Source organism: Yoonia sp. R78084 (assembly GCF_044595625.1).
In the GTDB taxonomy this organism is placed as follows: Bacteria; Pseudomonadota; Alphaproteobacteria; order Rhodobacterales; family Rhodobacteraceae; genus Yoonia.
In genome coordinates this window covers 713643-729632 of sequence record NZ_CP138993.1, presented here as the reverse complement: position 1 = coordinate 729632, position 15990 = coordinate 713643, and the positions used below count along the sequence as shown (strand labels likewise).

General features: G+C 52.2%; 8 protein-coding genes. 2 read left to right on the top strand and 6 right to left on the bottom strand.

The window, feature by feature from the left end; all coding sequences use genetic code 11:
• Positions 1-362 precede the first annotated feature (362 nt).
• Positions 363-1952 (bottom strand): DUF262 domain-containing protein, encoded by a 1590-nt coding sequence (locus tag SJY29_RS03860; RefSeq protein WP_400087016.1) that lies wholly within the window; start codon positions 1950-1952, stop codon positions 363-365.
• Positions 1953-2198: 246 nt separating this feature from the next.
• Here SJY29_RS03860 and SJY29_RS03855 point away from each other — a divergent pair, with 246 nt between their 5' ends.
• Positions 2199-3110 carry an OST-HTH/LOTUS domain-containing protein gene (locus SJY29_RS03855; RefSeq protein WP_400087013.1) on the top strand — a complete coding sequence of 304 codons (912 nt, stop codon included), beginning with the start codon at positions 2199-2201 and terminating at the stop codon, positions 3108-3110.
• Positions 3111-3737: 627 nt separating this feature from the next.
• Entirely contained in the window at positions 3738-7523 is a 3786-nt protein-coding gene (locus SJY29_RS03850) for a hypothetical protein (protein ID WP_400088829.1), read from the top strand.
• A 734-nt stretch (positions 7524-8257) separates the two neighbouring features.
• Here SJY29_RS03850 and SJY29_RS03845 read toward each other — a convergent pair.
• Genes SJY29_RS03845 through SJY29_RS03825 form a run of 5 tightly spaced genes read right to left on the bottom strand, consistent with a single transcriptional unit; the run spans position 8258 to position 15899 of the window.
• Entirely contained in the window at positions 8258-8674 is a 417-nt protein-coding gene (locus SJY29_RS03845) for a hypothetical protein (RefSeq protein WP_400087010.1), read from the bottom strand.
• Positions 8675-8683: 9 nt separating this feature from the next.
• Entirely contained in the window at positions 8684-11794 is a 3111-nt protein-coding gene (locus SJY29_RS03840; protein ID WP_400087007.1) for a type I restriction endonuclease subunit R, read from the bottom strand.
• A gap of 5 nt (positions 11795-11799) precedes the next feature.
• Positions 11800-12396: a hypothetical protein gene (locus SJY29_RS03835; protein ID WP_400087004.1), complete on the bottom strand. Its 597-nt coding sequence runs from the start codon at positions 12394-12396 to the stop codon at positions 11800-11802.
• Positions 12397-13713: a restriction endonuclease subunit S gene (locus tag SJY29_RS03830; RefSeq protein WP_400087001.1), complete on the bottom strand. Its 1317-nt coding sequence runs from the start codon at positions 13711-13713 to the stop codon at positions 12397-12399.
• Positions 13710-15899: an N-6 DNA methylase gene (locus SJY29_RS03825; protein WP_400086998.1), complete on the bottom strand. Its 2190-nt coding sequence runs from the start codon at positions 15897-15899 to the stop codon at positions 13710-13712. The genes SJY29_RS03830 and SJY29_RS03825 overlap by 4 nt, the downstream gene beginning before the upstream one ends.
• Positions 15900-15990: the final 91 nt, after the last annotated feature.

Genomic DNA, 15990 nt, shown 5'->3' with positions numbered 1-15990 from the left:
AGCACAGACTGAACGAGGTAGGTGTCTGGGCATCAGGAGCAACTCACGGGATCGCAACGGAGATGGCAGCTTCGAAACTGACCATGGGTGTGACGACTTGAAAACGTCCAATTCACAAGATGTGGATCTCCATGTAGGATCATCATCGGAAAACACGCATCCACCCGGAACCAGCCTAGCTTATCAGTCTTGGCCAAGGACTGCTTTGACCCGCGCGGTGAGTGCCTTCTTCCGCATCTCATAGAACGCTGCGAAGCTCTGGTGGTCGTCCCCTGGCGTTATCCACGTACCCGCACCATTAGACACTCGAAGGTCATGGTCGTTCATATAGCTCCGGCGTTCATGTTCGTCTTCGAATGCATTCACCAACCAGGCGGCAGGAAAAGTTGCACTCTTTTCCTGGTTGGAATCCCTTTGAGGAGTTGAAGGTTGGGCAGGCGGTTAACCTGATCAACGAAACGCTCGATGCTGCTATCGTCAACGCCCGAACGCCTCAGCTTAGCACTCGTGAACTGCGACTTCGGGTACACATGATCGAGATGCATGAGGTGGCTAGTGTCAATGAACGGGTATAGAAGAACGAGGAGAGGACGAGTTAGCTTGTCCCCATACTTTAGTTCGACGAGTCGCTCGATCTCCTCGTCCGTAAAGACAAGTGAGCGTCCGCGACTGGCCATCTCGTGCTCAAGGGCTTCGGCAGGGAATTCGGTTTTCCCATGCTCCCTGATCACCGTGCGAAGGGCCGTCAACAAAACGTCAAGGCCGCTTCCCCAGATGCCCGACTGTTTGAGCAGCGACTTAATCAACCAGAAGCGGATTTTCTTGCGGTCAGCCGCGTCAGCCGTACTGGATAGATACCTTTCGTCTACATCACGCTTGTAGAGGTAGTAGGCAATCGGCAGAAGCGCGCTATCGGCTCGCAGTGCTCGTGTATCAATACCGAGTTCAGAGGCGAGCTTCACGGTGAGTTCGAGGGCACGAGTGATCCCGTCCCAATTCTTGTCCATTTTCGCCATGGTCGGGCGATCAAAATTCGATACTCTAAAACCTACGCTGCTGATGTCGAGTAGCATCAGACCCGCCTTGAGAACAAAGTCCTTTGAAAAATCGTAGCCGCCACCGACCGCATTCATGTCGATTACGATTCCGTTGACCGCCTCCCGCGCATCTCGCTTAGTCCATTGTGCTGAAGCAATGGAGAGCAGCAGATCGGAGTAGCTCAAGACCATGCCCCTTGAGTTTACTCGGATGAATATCTGGAGTACGCGATCCAAGTCCTGCTCTTCCACTGTGTAGAAAGACAGAGGCTTCTCGACGTGAATTACGCTGTGGAGCCGGTGCAGACGCCTGCTGGCCGCTTTCCCAATCTCCTTCTCAAATTCTTGGTCCAATATCCACTCTGACAAACTGGACGTGTCGTCAATGTCCAAGAGATCAGACACCTTGAACCAGCCTCTATGTGGCAAGTCGTCTTCGGGATCGAAAAACTTGAAGCTGTAAAGGGCACCGTCCACCGTCTCATCCTCCGATGAGGTCAAATCAAGATGGAGGCACTTCTGTGGATAGGAGTCATCGTTGTCCTTGCGGCCATAGGGCTTCTTGGTAGCAAGTGAGCCGCGTAAACCAATGTGTAGCGCGGTCAGTCGTTGCTGGCCGTCGAGGACGCCCGTCAGCGGTTGCAACACATCCTCGGTGTCAAACTCTTCGCAGAACTGTCGATCCCGGGCGTGGTAGTGGCGCATGAATCGGTAGAGCCGATATTTCCGGACATTCTCCGGATCAATGGTCCAGAACAGGAGTTGCCCGATGGGGTAACCCTGCATAAGGCTGTCGAAGAGTTGGCATATCCGGTCTTCCCGCCAAACGAATTCTCGTTGAATGGCTGGAAGAACAAACTTATTAGCTTTGATCGCCTTGATGGCCCCGGCCACCGACATATCGCTGAAGCTCATGAAATGTCGTCCCTTAATGAAGATCAGCGATATTGAATCGCAGGGCGGAGACTTGGTCAACCTTTGAGGGTACCCACAAGATGGATGATCAGATTCGCGAACGCATTCAAGAGTTAATAGATTTGAGGCCTTTACCCGCTACACCCGCAGAGGGGGCCTTCGGGCCCTCTCGATCACCAGCTGGTCATGCTAGTGCCTCTGATAAAAATATGGTTCACATAGCTTAAACAGAGATCGGATTGCGCTATGACGATGCCACATGAAGACCCGTTGGAGCTGCCTCAGCGCGAAGTGCAGCGTTTGCTGGGCAGGTGTGTGCTGCAACTTCAGCAGTACGAGCGTCTGATGAAGGCTCTCGTGGCAGATCACGAAATCTCAGGGACGGCGCAAACGCTGGAGACTGCCCGCGCTCAACGTATAGCCAACACATCTGGCGATACGCTCGGTACTTTAGTTCGCAAACTCCTCGGATCCTACATCATATCCGATCAGCTCGGCGCTCCCGACGAAGAGACGACCAATAGCACCGAGGAAGAAGACTCAATTAGCATGCGGGTGCATCTTGAGCTCCCCGACACAGATTTTGCCCGGATAAAAAATGAGCTGAGGGAACTGGTGGACCTGCGGAACAACTTAGTTCACCACCTCACGGAGCAATACGACCTATTTAGCTTGGAAGGATGCGCTGCTGCTCAAGATGCCCTGATCGCAGCTGGCAACCTTATCGATCGATACTATGAGCAGGTCAAATCCTGGTACGAGCGGTTGCGTAAGAGGCGGCGACACATGTTAAAGTTTTTGCTTTCTGAAGAGGGCCAAGAATTGCTGTTCAACGGTATTGCCCCGGATGGAACCGTGTATTGGCCAGCGGCAGGTATCGTGGGAGCTTTGCGAGAAGCCGCCAATGAGTTGGCTGTCAATGGTTGGGTGTCCATCGTCGCTGCAAGCAAATGGATCACCGAGCGGTACCCCGAAGAGCTACCAGCGAAATATGGATGCGCCAGATGGCGAGATGTGGTGCATAAAGCGCGGGTTTTTGAGCTTAAGAGGTTTGAGGTGAATGGGCAGCGGTCATCTTGGTATCGTGAAAGAAAGAGCTCCACGGACTTCACGTTGACACTACCTCTGCCTCTGACGCGGCCACGTTCGTCATCATAGCACTCGACCATCCACCACCCCAACTTGCTCACCAGCGGCCTTCTCTGTGGCGCTCTGGCATACAGGATGCACCATCAGGCGTAGCCGCCAAGATCAATTGGGCGAACGGGATCGACTACCGAGATCTCTAGCTGTTCCCCTGCCTGCACGACTGGAAAGCTATCTGCCCAGGACACCCACAGAGGGAATATTGGGACCCTGCTATCAATCATGATAGTCAGTTTCAGGGGGCATCGATCATATATAGGCCAAGTTGGACATTGCGTCGGATCGTCGCAAAATTGTCGAAGTAACCATTGCAACTGTAGACGAATAGAGCCACTGGATCGACATCGAGAAAACCACAGATCGCAAGCGCTTCTCCGCCCTCTTAAGAGATGCCTATCTGCAGCCACCTATAGAAAGATGACAGCTGTCTTGGAGTGACATTGTCTCCAGCACAGACTGAAGCCCACCAACAAGTTAGTTTTTCCCCTCACGAGGGCCATCTCATTGATGCCAAAACTCTGTCTCAAGAACATTGCCTAAACTAAGTTTTTCTTTAGTGTGATAAATGTTCAAATAACAGAAACAATTATTTTTTGAAATACAAAAGCTTATGAATTCGGGAGTGTTGTAGTGTTGGAGATGCAGACCAAAAAAATCTCATTTGATGGTCAGACGTACGATGTGAGCTTGTCATACGATCTTGATGGGTTCTCTGTTTCTGCGGATGGCGTCGAATTGACTGATGCTTCAATACTTGCAGAACTCTACGCATTGAACCGCGCTTTGCTGTTCTCTGAGGCTATTTTGGACGTTCAAAGGGGTGATGTTCTAGGGGGCATATACCAAGCCGAGATTGCTGTAGCGCACATTGACATTGTTCAGCAGCTTGAAACAACTTATGAAACCGTAATCTCAACCGCAGGCGTGGTCAGCAGCCTTTATGGCGGCTTTTCTGGTGTGAGCCGATGGGCCGACGAAGGTGTGGCAATTGCTACGGAATTAGCTTCTTGGACGGCTACGATGGCCTTTGAAGATGCTGAGGCGGCAACATTTCATCTGCTAGTAGATGGCGTCTTAGCTGCTGCTAAAGACGTTTCACTTGATGCATATCAGACATACTTGAAGGCGGAAAAGACCGACGAAGTTCTTTCCGCGAGTGAGATTATTGAGATGGCGCGTGGTGCAGCGCAAGGTGTCGCTATGTCGACAGACCTTAGCTTGCTGATCTCTTCTTTCGATCTGGAATCTGAAGGATGGGGTACGTTATTCAAAGACATTGCCTTAAGCGTAAGTGGAGCATTAATTGACACATTTAAGGCAACGGATACTGCCCGCGATTTGGCCAGCTTGGACCCTTTATGGGAAGCGAGTATCAAAACATCTGGCCCTCTAAATGCTGGCTTGGGACTCGTTGATTTTACCGCTGGTGGAGTTGAAATCATCGCACAAATGCAGGAGCTTATTTCCAATTCGGCCAGCTATTACAACGGGCAAGAACTAAATTTTCTTTCTGCAACTGTCATTTCTGAGTTTGAACAGGGGTTTAGCGCCTTGCTTGAAACGCCCGATGACACCTCGGACGATTATGTTCTTGAGAACCCATTTGACGACCATGGCGATGATACTTCAGAAGCTACGGCGATCAGCTTAGGCGCGATCAATGGGTTCACGTCTATTTCAGGCGTTCGAGAGACGCGAAGCGATGATGATGTCTACGAGGTCAGCCTGAGTGTCGGGCAAGAAGTTGCCGTCATGCTTTGGGCCAACAGTACACTCAACAGTGGGCTCGACCCATTCGTTTCAGTCGAATTCCCCGATGGCAGAACAGAAACCAACGATGATCTATCTGCCAGTTCATTGACATCATTTATTACGTTCATCGCTCCAATGTCGGGCGTCTACACGATCACAGCCAGCGGCGTTGGATCAACGACAGGTGATTATATTTTGAATATCACGCCGCTTGAGACAGATGAGACAGCTGCGGCGCTCACTGAAGCGAATAATCCAGCAACTGACGATGGAAGTGTATCTGGTAGCCGTTGGGATTGGCAGGGTACGCCGGATAACGATAGCCCTAGTACACTGACACTGGAAGAATTTGGCGCACCTGACGTAGATACGGATAACTTCTACAGGGGGCACGACGGCGACGACAGAATAGAAGCGGGCCGTGGCAATGACGTCATATGGGGCGATGATGATGAAGATCGCCTTTATGGTGAGGACGGCAACGACATTATCCGGGGTGGTCGCCATGATGACCGGATTTACGGTGGCGACGATGACGATCTGATCTATGGCGAAGACGGCAATGACCGGATTTACGGTGACACCTCGAACACTGAAGGTATTGGCGATGATACCATCTATGGAGGCGACGGTGACGACGACATCCGGGGTGGTCGCGGCAACGACTACATCAAGGGTGAAGACGACAATGACGTAATCAGAGGAAACGACGGTAATGACGAACTCTATGGAGACCGCGGCGACGATGAACTCGATGGTGACGACGGGAATGACCTTCTCTTCGGAGGACGTGGTAATGATGACATTGAAGGCGATGACGGCCATGACCGTCTTGCAGGTGAAGATGGCGACGATATATTAGAGGGCGGCGCTGGCGACGACCAAATCTTTGGCGGTGATGATGACGACCTCTTAACAGGTGGTACAGGCAATGATCTTCTGCACGGCGAAGACGGCAACGATACAGCTGACTTCTCAGACGGGAACGACGGTGTAATTGCGAATCTTTTTGACGAAATTGCATCGAGCAACGATCTTGGAACCGACATTCTTTACAGCATCGAGAATTTGATTGGCTCCGATGGTGATGACGTCTTTGATGGGGATCACAGTGCGAATGTCTTAAGTGGCGGAGATGGCGATGACGCTATTCGCGGCCATAACGGCAACGATACCTTGTTTGGTGGTGACGACGATGATGTTCTTTGGGGCGACGCAGGAGATGATAGCATCCACGGTGACGACAATGATGATGAGCTTCGCGGTGGTTTGGGCAACGACACCTTGAACGGCGGACGCGGCGACGATCATCTTCGTGGCGAACAGGACAATGACACCATTGATGGCGGAACCGGCATCGATACCGTGTTCTTCTGGGGCGAATTTGAAGACTTTGGTGTTGTTGAAGTATCGCCGGGTGTGATCCGAGTAACGGATCAGCGTTCCGATGGGTTGGAGGGCATAGACACACTTTCGAATGTGGAATTCGTTGAGTTCTTCGACCGAACCATATCGGTCGTCGATCTGTTCGCGCCAGCTCCCGCAGCTGTTGACGACTTTTCGACAACAACGGCAGATCGTGTGGTATCGGTCAACGCAGCAGCTAATGATCAATCAAATGCCTCAACGTCGTGGATCTCATCCGCTTCAATTTCAAGCGGTGCTGGGCTTGTGTCCATTATCGGAGGGCAGGTCATCTTTGATCCAGATGGCCAGTTTGGGCATCTCTCTGGCAATCAAACGGGAAGCGTAGAGATATCATATAAATTGGAGACGTCTGGAGGTCAGAGCGTTGATGGAGTTATCGCGATTGAGGTGAGCGCTTCGACTACTCCTGTCCCCGAGCACAGCACCGACGACATTCTCTGGCGAAATGACGATGGACAAGTCGCTATCTGGGAGATGCAAGATGGCGAGCACACATACTCCCCTCTAGAACAGGTCAGCCTTGAGTGGCAGATCGAGGGAACAGGTGATTTCAATGGTGACGGCACCGATGACTTTGTCTGGCGAAATGACGATGGACAAGTCGCTATCTGGGAGATGCAAGATGGCGAGCACACATACTCCCCTCTAGAACAGGTCAGCCTTGAGTGGCAGATCGAGGGAACAGGTGATTTCAATGGTGACGGCACCGATGACTTTGTCTGGCGAAATGACGATGGACAAGTCGCTATCTGGGAGATGCAAGATGGCGAGCACACATACTCCCCTCTAGAACAGGTCAGCCTTGAGTGGCAGATCGAGGGAACAGGTGATTTCAATGGTGACGGCACCGACGACTTTGTCTGGCGAAATGACGATGGACAAGTCGCTATCTGGGAGATGCAAGATGGCGAGCACACATACTCCCCTCTAGAACAGGTCAGCCTTGAGTGGCAGATCGAGGGAACAGGTGATTTCAATGGTGACGGCACCGACGACATTCTCTGGCGAAATGACGATGGACAAGTCGCTATCTGGGAGATGCAAGATGGCGAGCACACATACTCCCCTCTAGAACAGGTCAGCCTTGAGTGGCAGATCGAGGGAACAGGTGATTTCAATGGTGACGGCACCGACGACATTCTCTGGCGAAATGACGATGGACAAGTCGCTATCTGGGAGATGCAAGATGGCGAGCACACATACTCCCCTCTAGAACAGGTCAGCCTTGAGTGGGATATTGTTTAGAGTGATCGTATTACGCGGTTGAGAAACCAAATTTGAGCGTTTCTGGAGGAAGCACATCACTAGCTTTCGTGACAAAAATTCAGGATTGTAATTTGTGGTTCGATGAGCGGTCGTATCTTTTAATTTGACTGCTTTGCCTACCAACATTCAACTGGTCATGAGCTAAGAGGGCAATCATTTTGCACTCTTACGATGATGGTTGCGACCCCCTAAAATGTAATTGTTAAGGCCTGCCACATTGAATCCTTCGCTTTCAAGGCACGTCCGCATAAGTAAGCTACACCTCAGCATCCAAAGTTTGAAGAAAGTCACGACTTAGACGAAAGCAGACACTGGAGTTGGCGCAATCGTCTCCATGGAAAAAAGTCATATCTTAGGCTCACACTGTGTCTGTTTTGAGGTGCCGTTTGTGGGCTGAAACGTACTCGAACCAAACCTTCGCCGCGCTCTACACTAATGTCTGCTTTCGTCGTGTTGATGAGGTCCTAGCAGTAACGCGAAGTTGCGACCGTCTACGCATTTGAAATACGTGGCGCGGAACCAAGGGCGAGAGCTCTCAACGGCCGACTGAACCGAACTCGATATTCTCTATATCACCCGTCCGGTATCGAATGCCCCAAGGCCTAGCTTCTCCACCTCTCTGTTTTACAGGCACAAATCCCGCTTGCGGGCTTAGTCGATCCTGGACCGTTCTGCGGCTAGATCACGGCAGGGGTGCGATTTACGAGTTAGACTTAATTTAGAAGAATATGAAGCGCGAAGGTCGTGGCGATGGCAATTGCACCAAGCCCTACGGCAAACTGCTTGATGATGAAGAACGTCGTTTGCAAAAAATAGGCGGGATGGTTTCTGTTGAACTTGTAGCCTTGCACCTTTCGCGTCAAAGCATGCTTCACAGACAGGTATGCGCAAAGATACTGAAAATAGTCGCTCGCAATCGAAATGACTGCCAACGCTCCAGCCGTGTTGACCCAGATTTCATAAGCCTGGATATAGGTCTTCGAGAACTCGGCATCAGAGGCTTGAACGGCGAAAACCCATGCAACAATGCCAAAGGCAACAAACCGTGTCGTTTCACTCAGCCGAGAAGTGACGACGGTCTTTTGCTCTAAGCGTTCTTTGTACGCTGCATTCTTTTCTGCGTCGGTCATCTTTGCCTACTACTCGCGGTTAACCATAGGTCCGGGGTCGTCCGTGTCTGGGTGATCGTCCGGATCGTCCGAACCGGCATTTGCTCCAACAATTGAATCATAGACACGCTTCACGAGGCCGTCGGAAGCAGCCTCTCGAAACCGATCATCGTTCATTAGTTTGGCAAAGATCTCTTCGTTGCCTTCCATGCGTTCAATAAACATGCCTTCAAGCATGGAGTTGAAGACCAAGGAAAAGTTGTCCAACGTGTTCGCCCGCGCGGCCTCACGCAATTTTTCTTTCCCTGTTGCCACCTCGACCACCTGATCGAAGAACAACTCGTCAGCCTTGTCGAATTCGGTCCCAAACCGCTCGTTCAACGTGTCGACCAATAAACTTAGCTGGACAGCTTCATCTTTAGAGACCCCTGATCCTACTTCCGTAGGTCCTTTCAACGGTTCAGCTGCACCTTGCGAAAGGTCGATGCCGCCTTCGCTGATTTTCTGCAAGCGATAGAATTGTAGCTCTACCTCGTCACCGAGTTGGAATGGATCGTCTTCAGCGCGTTTCGGGAGTTTCGGGATAAGGAGGCGAAGGTAGGTGTAGAGCTTTTCTTGGTCTGAATCCTGGTAGGGTACGATCTGAGACAAGAAGGCGTAAAGGTTCCGGAAACTGGTGAGTTTACCACGCAGCAATTCGCGGTCGGCCTCCTCCAGCGCCTTGAAGCGCTCCACTGCCAGGTCAATCAGTGCGTTCATGTTACGGTGATCGGAAGCTGTCGGTTCTTTGCGGTTCTTGAACCAGATTTCGCAAACCTGATCGACTTCATCGCTGCCAAAAACACGCCATTCTTCGATCGAATGCTGCAATTCATAGAGCTGGTGCGGATCCGGCGTGTCACCGGCGTCTGTAGTTTCGTAGTAGTCTTTGAAAGATTGGAAGATTTCGTCGCGCTCGTTCACGAAATCAAGCACAAATGTATCTTCTTTACCTGCCGTCCGCCGATTAAGGCGCGACAGCGTTTGGACCGCCTGAATGCCTGATAAGCGCTTGTCGACATACATCGTGTGAAGCAAGGGTTGGTCGAAACCGGTCTGATATTTGTCTGCCACAAGCAGCACTTGGTATTCTTCAGTGCCAAACTTCTCGGGCAATTCGCTTTCTTTGATGCCCTTGTTCATCCCGACTTCGGTGTATTCTTTGTCGGGGAAGTCTGGATCCTTCACCGAACCGGAAAACGCCACTAGTGCCTTGATGTCGCCGTAGCTTTTGTCTTTGACATATTTGTCGAAAGCCAATTTGTAGCGAACAGCATGTAAGCGCGATCCGGTGACCACCATCGCTTTGGCGCGGCCACCAATCTTATGCCGCGTATGATGGCGGAAGTGCTCAATGATTACTTCCACCTTTTGCGCGATATTGTGCGGGTGCAAGCTCATGAAACGCGCAAGCTGCTTGGCGGCCTTCTTGCGCGGCACTTCAGGATCGTCTTCGATCGATTTTATCAACCCATAGTAGGCTTTGTAGGTCGTGTAATTCTTGAGCACATCCATGATGAAGCCTTCTTCGATGGCTTGCCTCATGGAGTAGTGGTGAAAGGGTGGCTTTCCGTTCGATCCAGGCTCGTTGAACACCGCCAGTGTCTTGAATTTAGGCGTCGCAGTGAAAGCAAAAAAGCTGATGTTATTCTGACGCGGACGCTTAAGCATCTCCTGGAACAGGGCTTCTTTCGCTTCGTCCGAAAGGTTCTGCTCCTCCTCATCATCGATGATCTGTTCGGCAATGGTCGCCGCGATGCCCTCTCGGTTCAGCACCTTGCGCAGCTCCATGGCAGTCTCGCCACTTTGGGAGCTGTGCGCCTCATCTACGATCACGGCAAAGCTCTTGCCGGTCGTGTCGATCTGAACGCCTTCGCCCTTTTTGGAAAGCGTGTCCAATGCCTGAGCAATGAAAGGGAACTTCTGGATCGTGGTGATAACGATAGGCACGCCACCTGATAGCGCCTTGGCAAGCTGCTGAGTGTTCTCGTCGATCTTTTCGACCACGCCTTGCTTGTGCTCAAACTGATAGATCGTGTCCTGCAGCTGCTGATCCAGCACGCGCCGGTCAGTGATCACCACCACTGTGCTGAACACCTTCTGATCATTCTCATCATGCAGGCTCGACAATCGATGCGCCAGCCAGGCGATCGAGTTGGACTTACCAGACCCGGCCGAGTGCTGGATCAGGTAATTGTGGCTAGGTCCTTGCGTCTTGGCGTCGGCCACCAGCTTCCGTACGGAATCCAGCTGATGATATCGCGGGAAGATCATCGTTTCCTTTCGCGATGTCTTGATCCCGCGCGCAGTCACGACCTTGGTTTCCTTGACCTCCAGATGAAGAAAGCGGGCCAGGATATCCATCAGGCTATCCTTGGTCAGCACCTCTTCCCACAAATAGGCCGTGCGGTAGTTGTCCTCATCCGGCGGATTACCCGCGCCGTGCCCATGCCCCTTGTTGAACGGCAGGAACACCGTTTTGGATCCGCTCAGCCGCGTCGTCATAGAGGCCAGATCGGTATCGACGGCAAAATGCACCAATGCCCGTTCCTTGAAGCGGAAAATCGGACAGGTCGGATCGCGGTCAAACTTATATTGCTTCTTGGCATGTTCGACCGTCTGGCCGGACATCTGGTTTTTCAGCTCCATCGTCACGATCGGCAGGCCGTTGACCGACAGCACCAGATCGAGAGAGAGGCCCTTTTGTTTGGGGTCGAAATGCACCTGCCGCGTGGCGGTCATGCGGTTGGCGGCATAATCGGCCAGCGCGTCGGGGTTCATGCCAGAGGCGGGCGCGAAATAGGCCAGCTTCCACGTTTTGCCGAAACACTTGAACCCGTGGCGCAGCACATGCAGCGAGCCCTTGGCCGACAGCTCCTTGCAGAGCGAGTCCAGCAGGGTGCCCTTGGCGCGGTCGCCGTGGAACTCCTGCAGGCTGGCCCAGCGTTTGGCCTGTGTCGCCTCGATGAAGGCGATGACATCGTCGGGGAACAGCCCGCGCTCGGCATCAAAGCCGTCAGGGTCACCCAAGGCATAGCCGCCCGCCGTGGTCAGGCTTTCGGTGATGGCATCTTCAAAACGGATTTCGGTATGTTTGCTCATGAAATTCAGCTTATCTTTATGTTTCTTTCGTGATCCAGCTCTTCCAATGTCTGCCCCCGCACGTCGGCATAGTTGAAATGCCGGATCTTTGGATCAACCCTCAGGTATTTTCCGTCGGCTTGCAAATAGGCATCTGCCTCGGTCTTGTCCGTCAAAAGGAATTTGCGGAACTGAAAAGGTACCTTGTCGCCGGTGTAGTGCTGGATGATTGAATGCACACAACGGGACCAGCTTTCAGTGCGCTCCAATTGCGCCTTGACGGTGTCAGCTGGGATGTTCTCGCTTTTGAACTCCAGCGCATAGACCCCGATGCAGCGCGTTTCCCTTTGGAAAAGAACGAAATCACATCTCTTGGACCACGGTTGGGAGGTATCGTTGAAGAAATGAAATAGCGGCTCTAAGTTACCCTTTCCGTTCTTCTTGTCTAGTTTGAGGGCAAAGGTGGGGAGGTCGAATTTCAGATCGACCGTTCTTACGACCTGTCCTGTTTTAGTGTCGACTTTTTCTTTCAGCTTGATCTCATCGATGCCGCGGGCGAGTTTGTAATACTCCGCAAAATAGCTCTCCAAGCAGTCGAAGTACGTCCCGACATCGGTTGCCATTTAGGCCACCTTGATCTTGCCGGTCACAGCATTGGTAATTACCGCTGACCGATATTCGCGCAGATTCTCCAGTGCCTGGTTAATTTTAGATGCAGTTTCTGCCATCCGTTTCGCCTTTTTCCGTACCTCATCGGCAATTCTGATTTGCTCCTTAAATGGAGGAAATGGAAACCGCTGTGCTCTTAGTTTTTCAGCAGTCAGGTGGTCGATTGTTGTTTGGTTTCCCCCAGCAACAAATACACCAAGCTTCGTCGCTACTTCCATCAAGAGCAGCAAAAATTCTGTTGAATCTTTTCGGGGATTCAGAGGTCGGACCCTATGTAGGGCTTTCTGATAGAAACACTCTTCTAATTCGCCCCGCCAAATCGCTGAACGTCCAACATAGCTACCACCTTCATTTACAAGAAGGTCTCCTTTTTGGAGCCGGTATCGCGCTTGAGCCTCAGGCGGAAAATCCATTCTTGGTAGGTCTTTGGTGTTTATCGAGCCCCACTGTACATCCAAGACTCGTAGATATGGCCGTAAGTGTTCGCCGTCAGCTCGTTCGGCGTTCAACATCCTGCCTAGTTGTACTTCGTACCGATAGCCAATCGGCGCTACACTCCAGCCTTCAGGTACGTCACCTATCCAGCCGATGCCACTGGGTTTCATGGGGGCGTTGGGGTTGAGGCCTTTGGTGACGGCGTGGGTGATCAGCGCGGTGCGTTGTTCGGCCAGAAGGCGCAAAAGCTCTTCCTTCTTGGCGATCAGATCATCAATCTCGGCCGTCTTCTTATCCAAAAAATCCGCGATGGCGGTTTGTTCTTCGACTGGAGGGCGAACGCCAGAGATCGCCACTAAATCTCCTGGATTTATGGCTGGGTAACTGACGCCTGTCGATTTGGAAACAACTTCTCCCACAAAACCCTCTGACTGGATGAAATAGCCAAGGAAGTCGGGGTTCATCGTTTGGTCAGGGCGGATGACGGCAAAGCCAGTTGAAACGATCATGTTGTCAACGGGGTTTCGAATGGGCGCAATTGCCTTCAAGTACGTCCGAACCGTTGACACGATGGTGTCACCTTCACGAACAACACGACGCGCACGAGACGGTGCCTTTTCAAACTCGACTTGCTCGATTTTCTTGATTCCTTCGACCAAGCTAACGCTCGAAATATCGACGTAATTCAGCATCAACTCAGGGTCGGTGGTTTCCGGCAAAGCTTCGTCATTGAAGGTCGAAACATACTTGACCGGTTTCACCTCCCACCCGTCAGGCACCTGCCCAAGCCACGGGACGCCACTGTCCTTGTATGCCGGATAAGGGGCGTAGCTCATGCGGTGATCCCCTTAAGCATCTCCATGATGTCGCGGGTGACATCGTCGATATCTTTCTCGATTTTCTCCAACTTGCGCGGCGGTTCGTAGACATAGAAATGCCGGTTGAGCGGGATTTCGTAGCCCATCTTGGTTTTCTTGTGATCGACCCAGGCGTCAGGCACATGCGGATGCACCTCGGCAGCCAGATAGATTTCGACGTGTTCGTGGACGAGATCAGGCAGCTGATCATCCGTCAGCTCACCTTCACCCGCGTTCAGCATGGGCAGCTCGATATCCTTGGGCAGCGGCACGAATTCGGTATCGCGCAGCTCGGTATCCGGCTCTGGTTTGCCCTTGGCGTCGGTGCAGGTGTCGGCGGTCTCATCCCGTTCCGACAACGCGCTGAGGATCGCCTTGCGGATCGGCGCTTCGAGCTTGATGCCCGCGGATTTGAACGCGGCGTTGAGCGTTTTGATGAAGTCAGCACGGTTCTTGACCAGCGTGTCGGGCATGCCATCCAGCACGGCAATGATTTGGGCTTGTCGCGCTTTGCCTGCCTCTTCCTCCGCCGCGATGGCGGCACTGTCCTTGCGCTTCTTGCTTTCGGACAGCTTAGCAAAGGCGGTCTCGCCAGCCAGCCGAGCAATGCGCTCCGCACTGGCTTGGAAGTTCAGCTTGAGCGGGCGTTCGACCGTGATCTTGAGATAGCCGAAGTCGCGGTTGTCAAAGATCTTGGAACAAATCCGCTCTTTCGTCTTGCCGTCGATGATCACGCTCGAGGTGTCGTCGTGTTTGAAGGAGGCATAGAGGCGAGTGATCTCACCGATATGGTCTGGCTTGCCGTCTTCGCCGTCGCCAAGTTCGTTGCGCTTGTTGCCCAGGCTCTTGCGCATCTTCATGAAATGCTTGGTGCCGTCGATCAGTTGCACCTTGCCACGCCGCTCGGGGCGTTTGCGGTTCGAGACAATCCAGATGTAGGTGAAAATCCCGGTGTTGTAGAACATCTGATCCGGCAGCGCGATGATCCCGTCGAGCCAGTCATTCTCGATGATCCAGCGGCGGATGTTGCTTTCACCTGAACCCGCGTCGCCCGTGAAAAGCGGTGAACCGTTGAAGACGATCGCGATCTTGGAGCCGTCGCCACCCAGTTCAGGGCTTGGGCGCATTTTGCTGATCATGGTTTGCAGGAACAGCAGAGCACCGTCGTTTATACGTGGAGTTCCTGCGCCAAAGCGACCCGAGAAGCCAAGCGCGTCAGCCTCTTTTTGCACAATGGATTGCTGGGTTTTCCATTCCACGCCAAAGGGTGGGTTGGCCATCATATAGTGAAATTGCTTGTCCGGGTGGCCGTCTTCAGATTTTCCGTCGCCCAGTGTGTCACCAAAGTGGATGTTGTCGATCGGTTCATCTTTGATGAGCAGGTCAGAACAACAGATCGCGTAAGACTCGGCGTTGTATTCCTGACCGTAGAGGATGAGGTTGGCCTGTGGGTTCTGCTCGCGGATATATTCCTCGGACACTGAGAGCATACCGCCGGTCCCGCAAGTCGGGTCATAGATCGTACGCGCGATGCCGGGCGTGTAGACGTCTTCGTCCTCGGTATACATGAGGTGGGCCATAAGGCGGATGACCTCACGCGGGGTGAAGTGGTCCCCGGCTTCCTCGTTTGCCTTCTCATTAAATTTCCTGATCAGCTCTTCGAAAACATAACCCATTTGCAAATTGCTCACCCGATCAGGGTGCAAGTCGATACTCGGATCCGTGAAATCTTTGACAACCATGAACAGCCGGTTGGCGTTATCGAGTTTTTCAATCTCGTTGTGAAACTCGAACTTTGAGAAAATATCTTTTGCCTTTGGAGAAAACCCATCAATGTAAGTGACTAGGTTTCGGGCGATGTTGTTTGGATCGCCTAGCAGCTTTCCGAAACCATACTGGCTGATGTTGTACAGAGGCTGCTTACGGTCATCTGTTGCGGTTTTTCCAAGGATCTTGTGAATCGCCTCCTCGCTGTGGCTCTGTGCTTTCAGTTTTTCGTACTGTTCGAGAACCTTTCCCTTGTTCGGCGCTAGCACGAGGTCCATGCGGCGTAGCACCGTCATAGGCAACATGACCCGACGATACTGTGCCGGCTTGTAGGGGCCACGGAGTTTGTTGGCAATTTTGTCTATAAGCCCAACCAGCTGATCGTGGTTCTGTTTCAAAAGTGATGCTCCTACCTGCTCGAGATTATCGCTGGAAAATTATTCGTAATTTCGGGGAGTTGCCACCCCAATTACAGAGTAGCGCAAAAAC

What these genes read in the sequence shown, in the direction of transcription:
- SJY29_RS03830 (WP_400087001.1), bottom strand. Translation starts at nt 13,713, where the DNA reads ATGAGCTACGCCCCTTATCCGGCATACAAGGACAGTGGCGTCCCGTGG.
- SJY29_RS03845 (WP_400087010.1), bottom strand. Translation starts at nt 8,674, where the DNA reads ATGACCGACGCAGAAAAGAATGCAGCGTACAAAGAACGCTTAGAGCAA.
- SJY29_RS03850 (WP_400088829.1), top strand. Translation starts at nt 3,738, where the DNA reads ATGCAGACCAAAAAAATCTCATTTGATGGTCAGACGTACGATGTGAGC.
- SJY29_RS03840 (WP_400087007.1), bottom strand. Translation starts at nt 11,794, where the DNA reads ATGAGCAAACATACCGAAATCCGTTTTGAAGATGCCATCACCGAAAGC.
- SJY29_RS03860 (WP_400087016.1), bottom strand. Translation starts at nt 1,952, where the DNA reads ATGAGCTTCAGCGATATGTCGGTGGCCGGGGCCATCAAGGCGATCAAA.
- SJY29_RS03835 (WP_400087004.1), bottom strand. Translation starts at nt 12,396, where the DNA reads ATGGCAACCGATGTCGGGACGTACTTCGACTGCTTGGAGAGCTATTTT.
- SJY29_RS03855 (WP_400087013.1), top strand. Translation starts at nt 2,199, where the DNA reads ATGACGATGCCACATGAAGACCCGTTGGAGCTGCCTCAGCGCGAAGTG.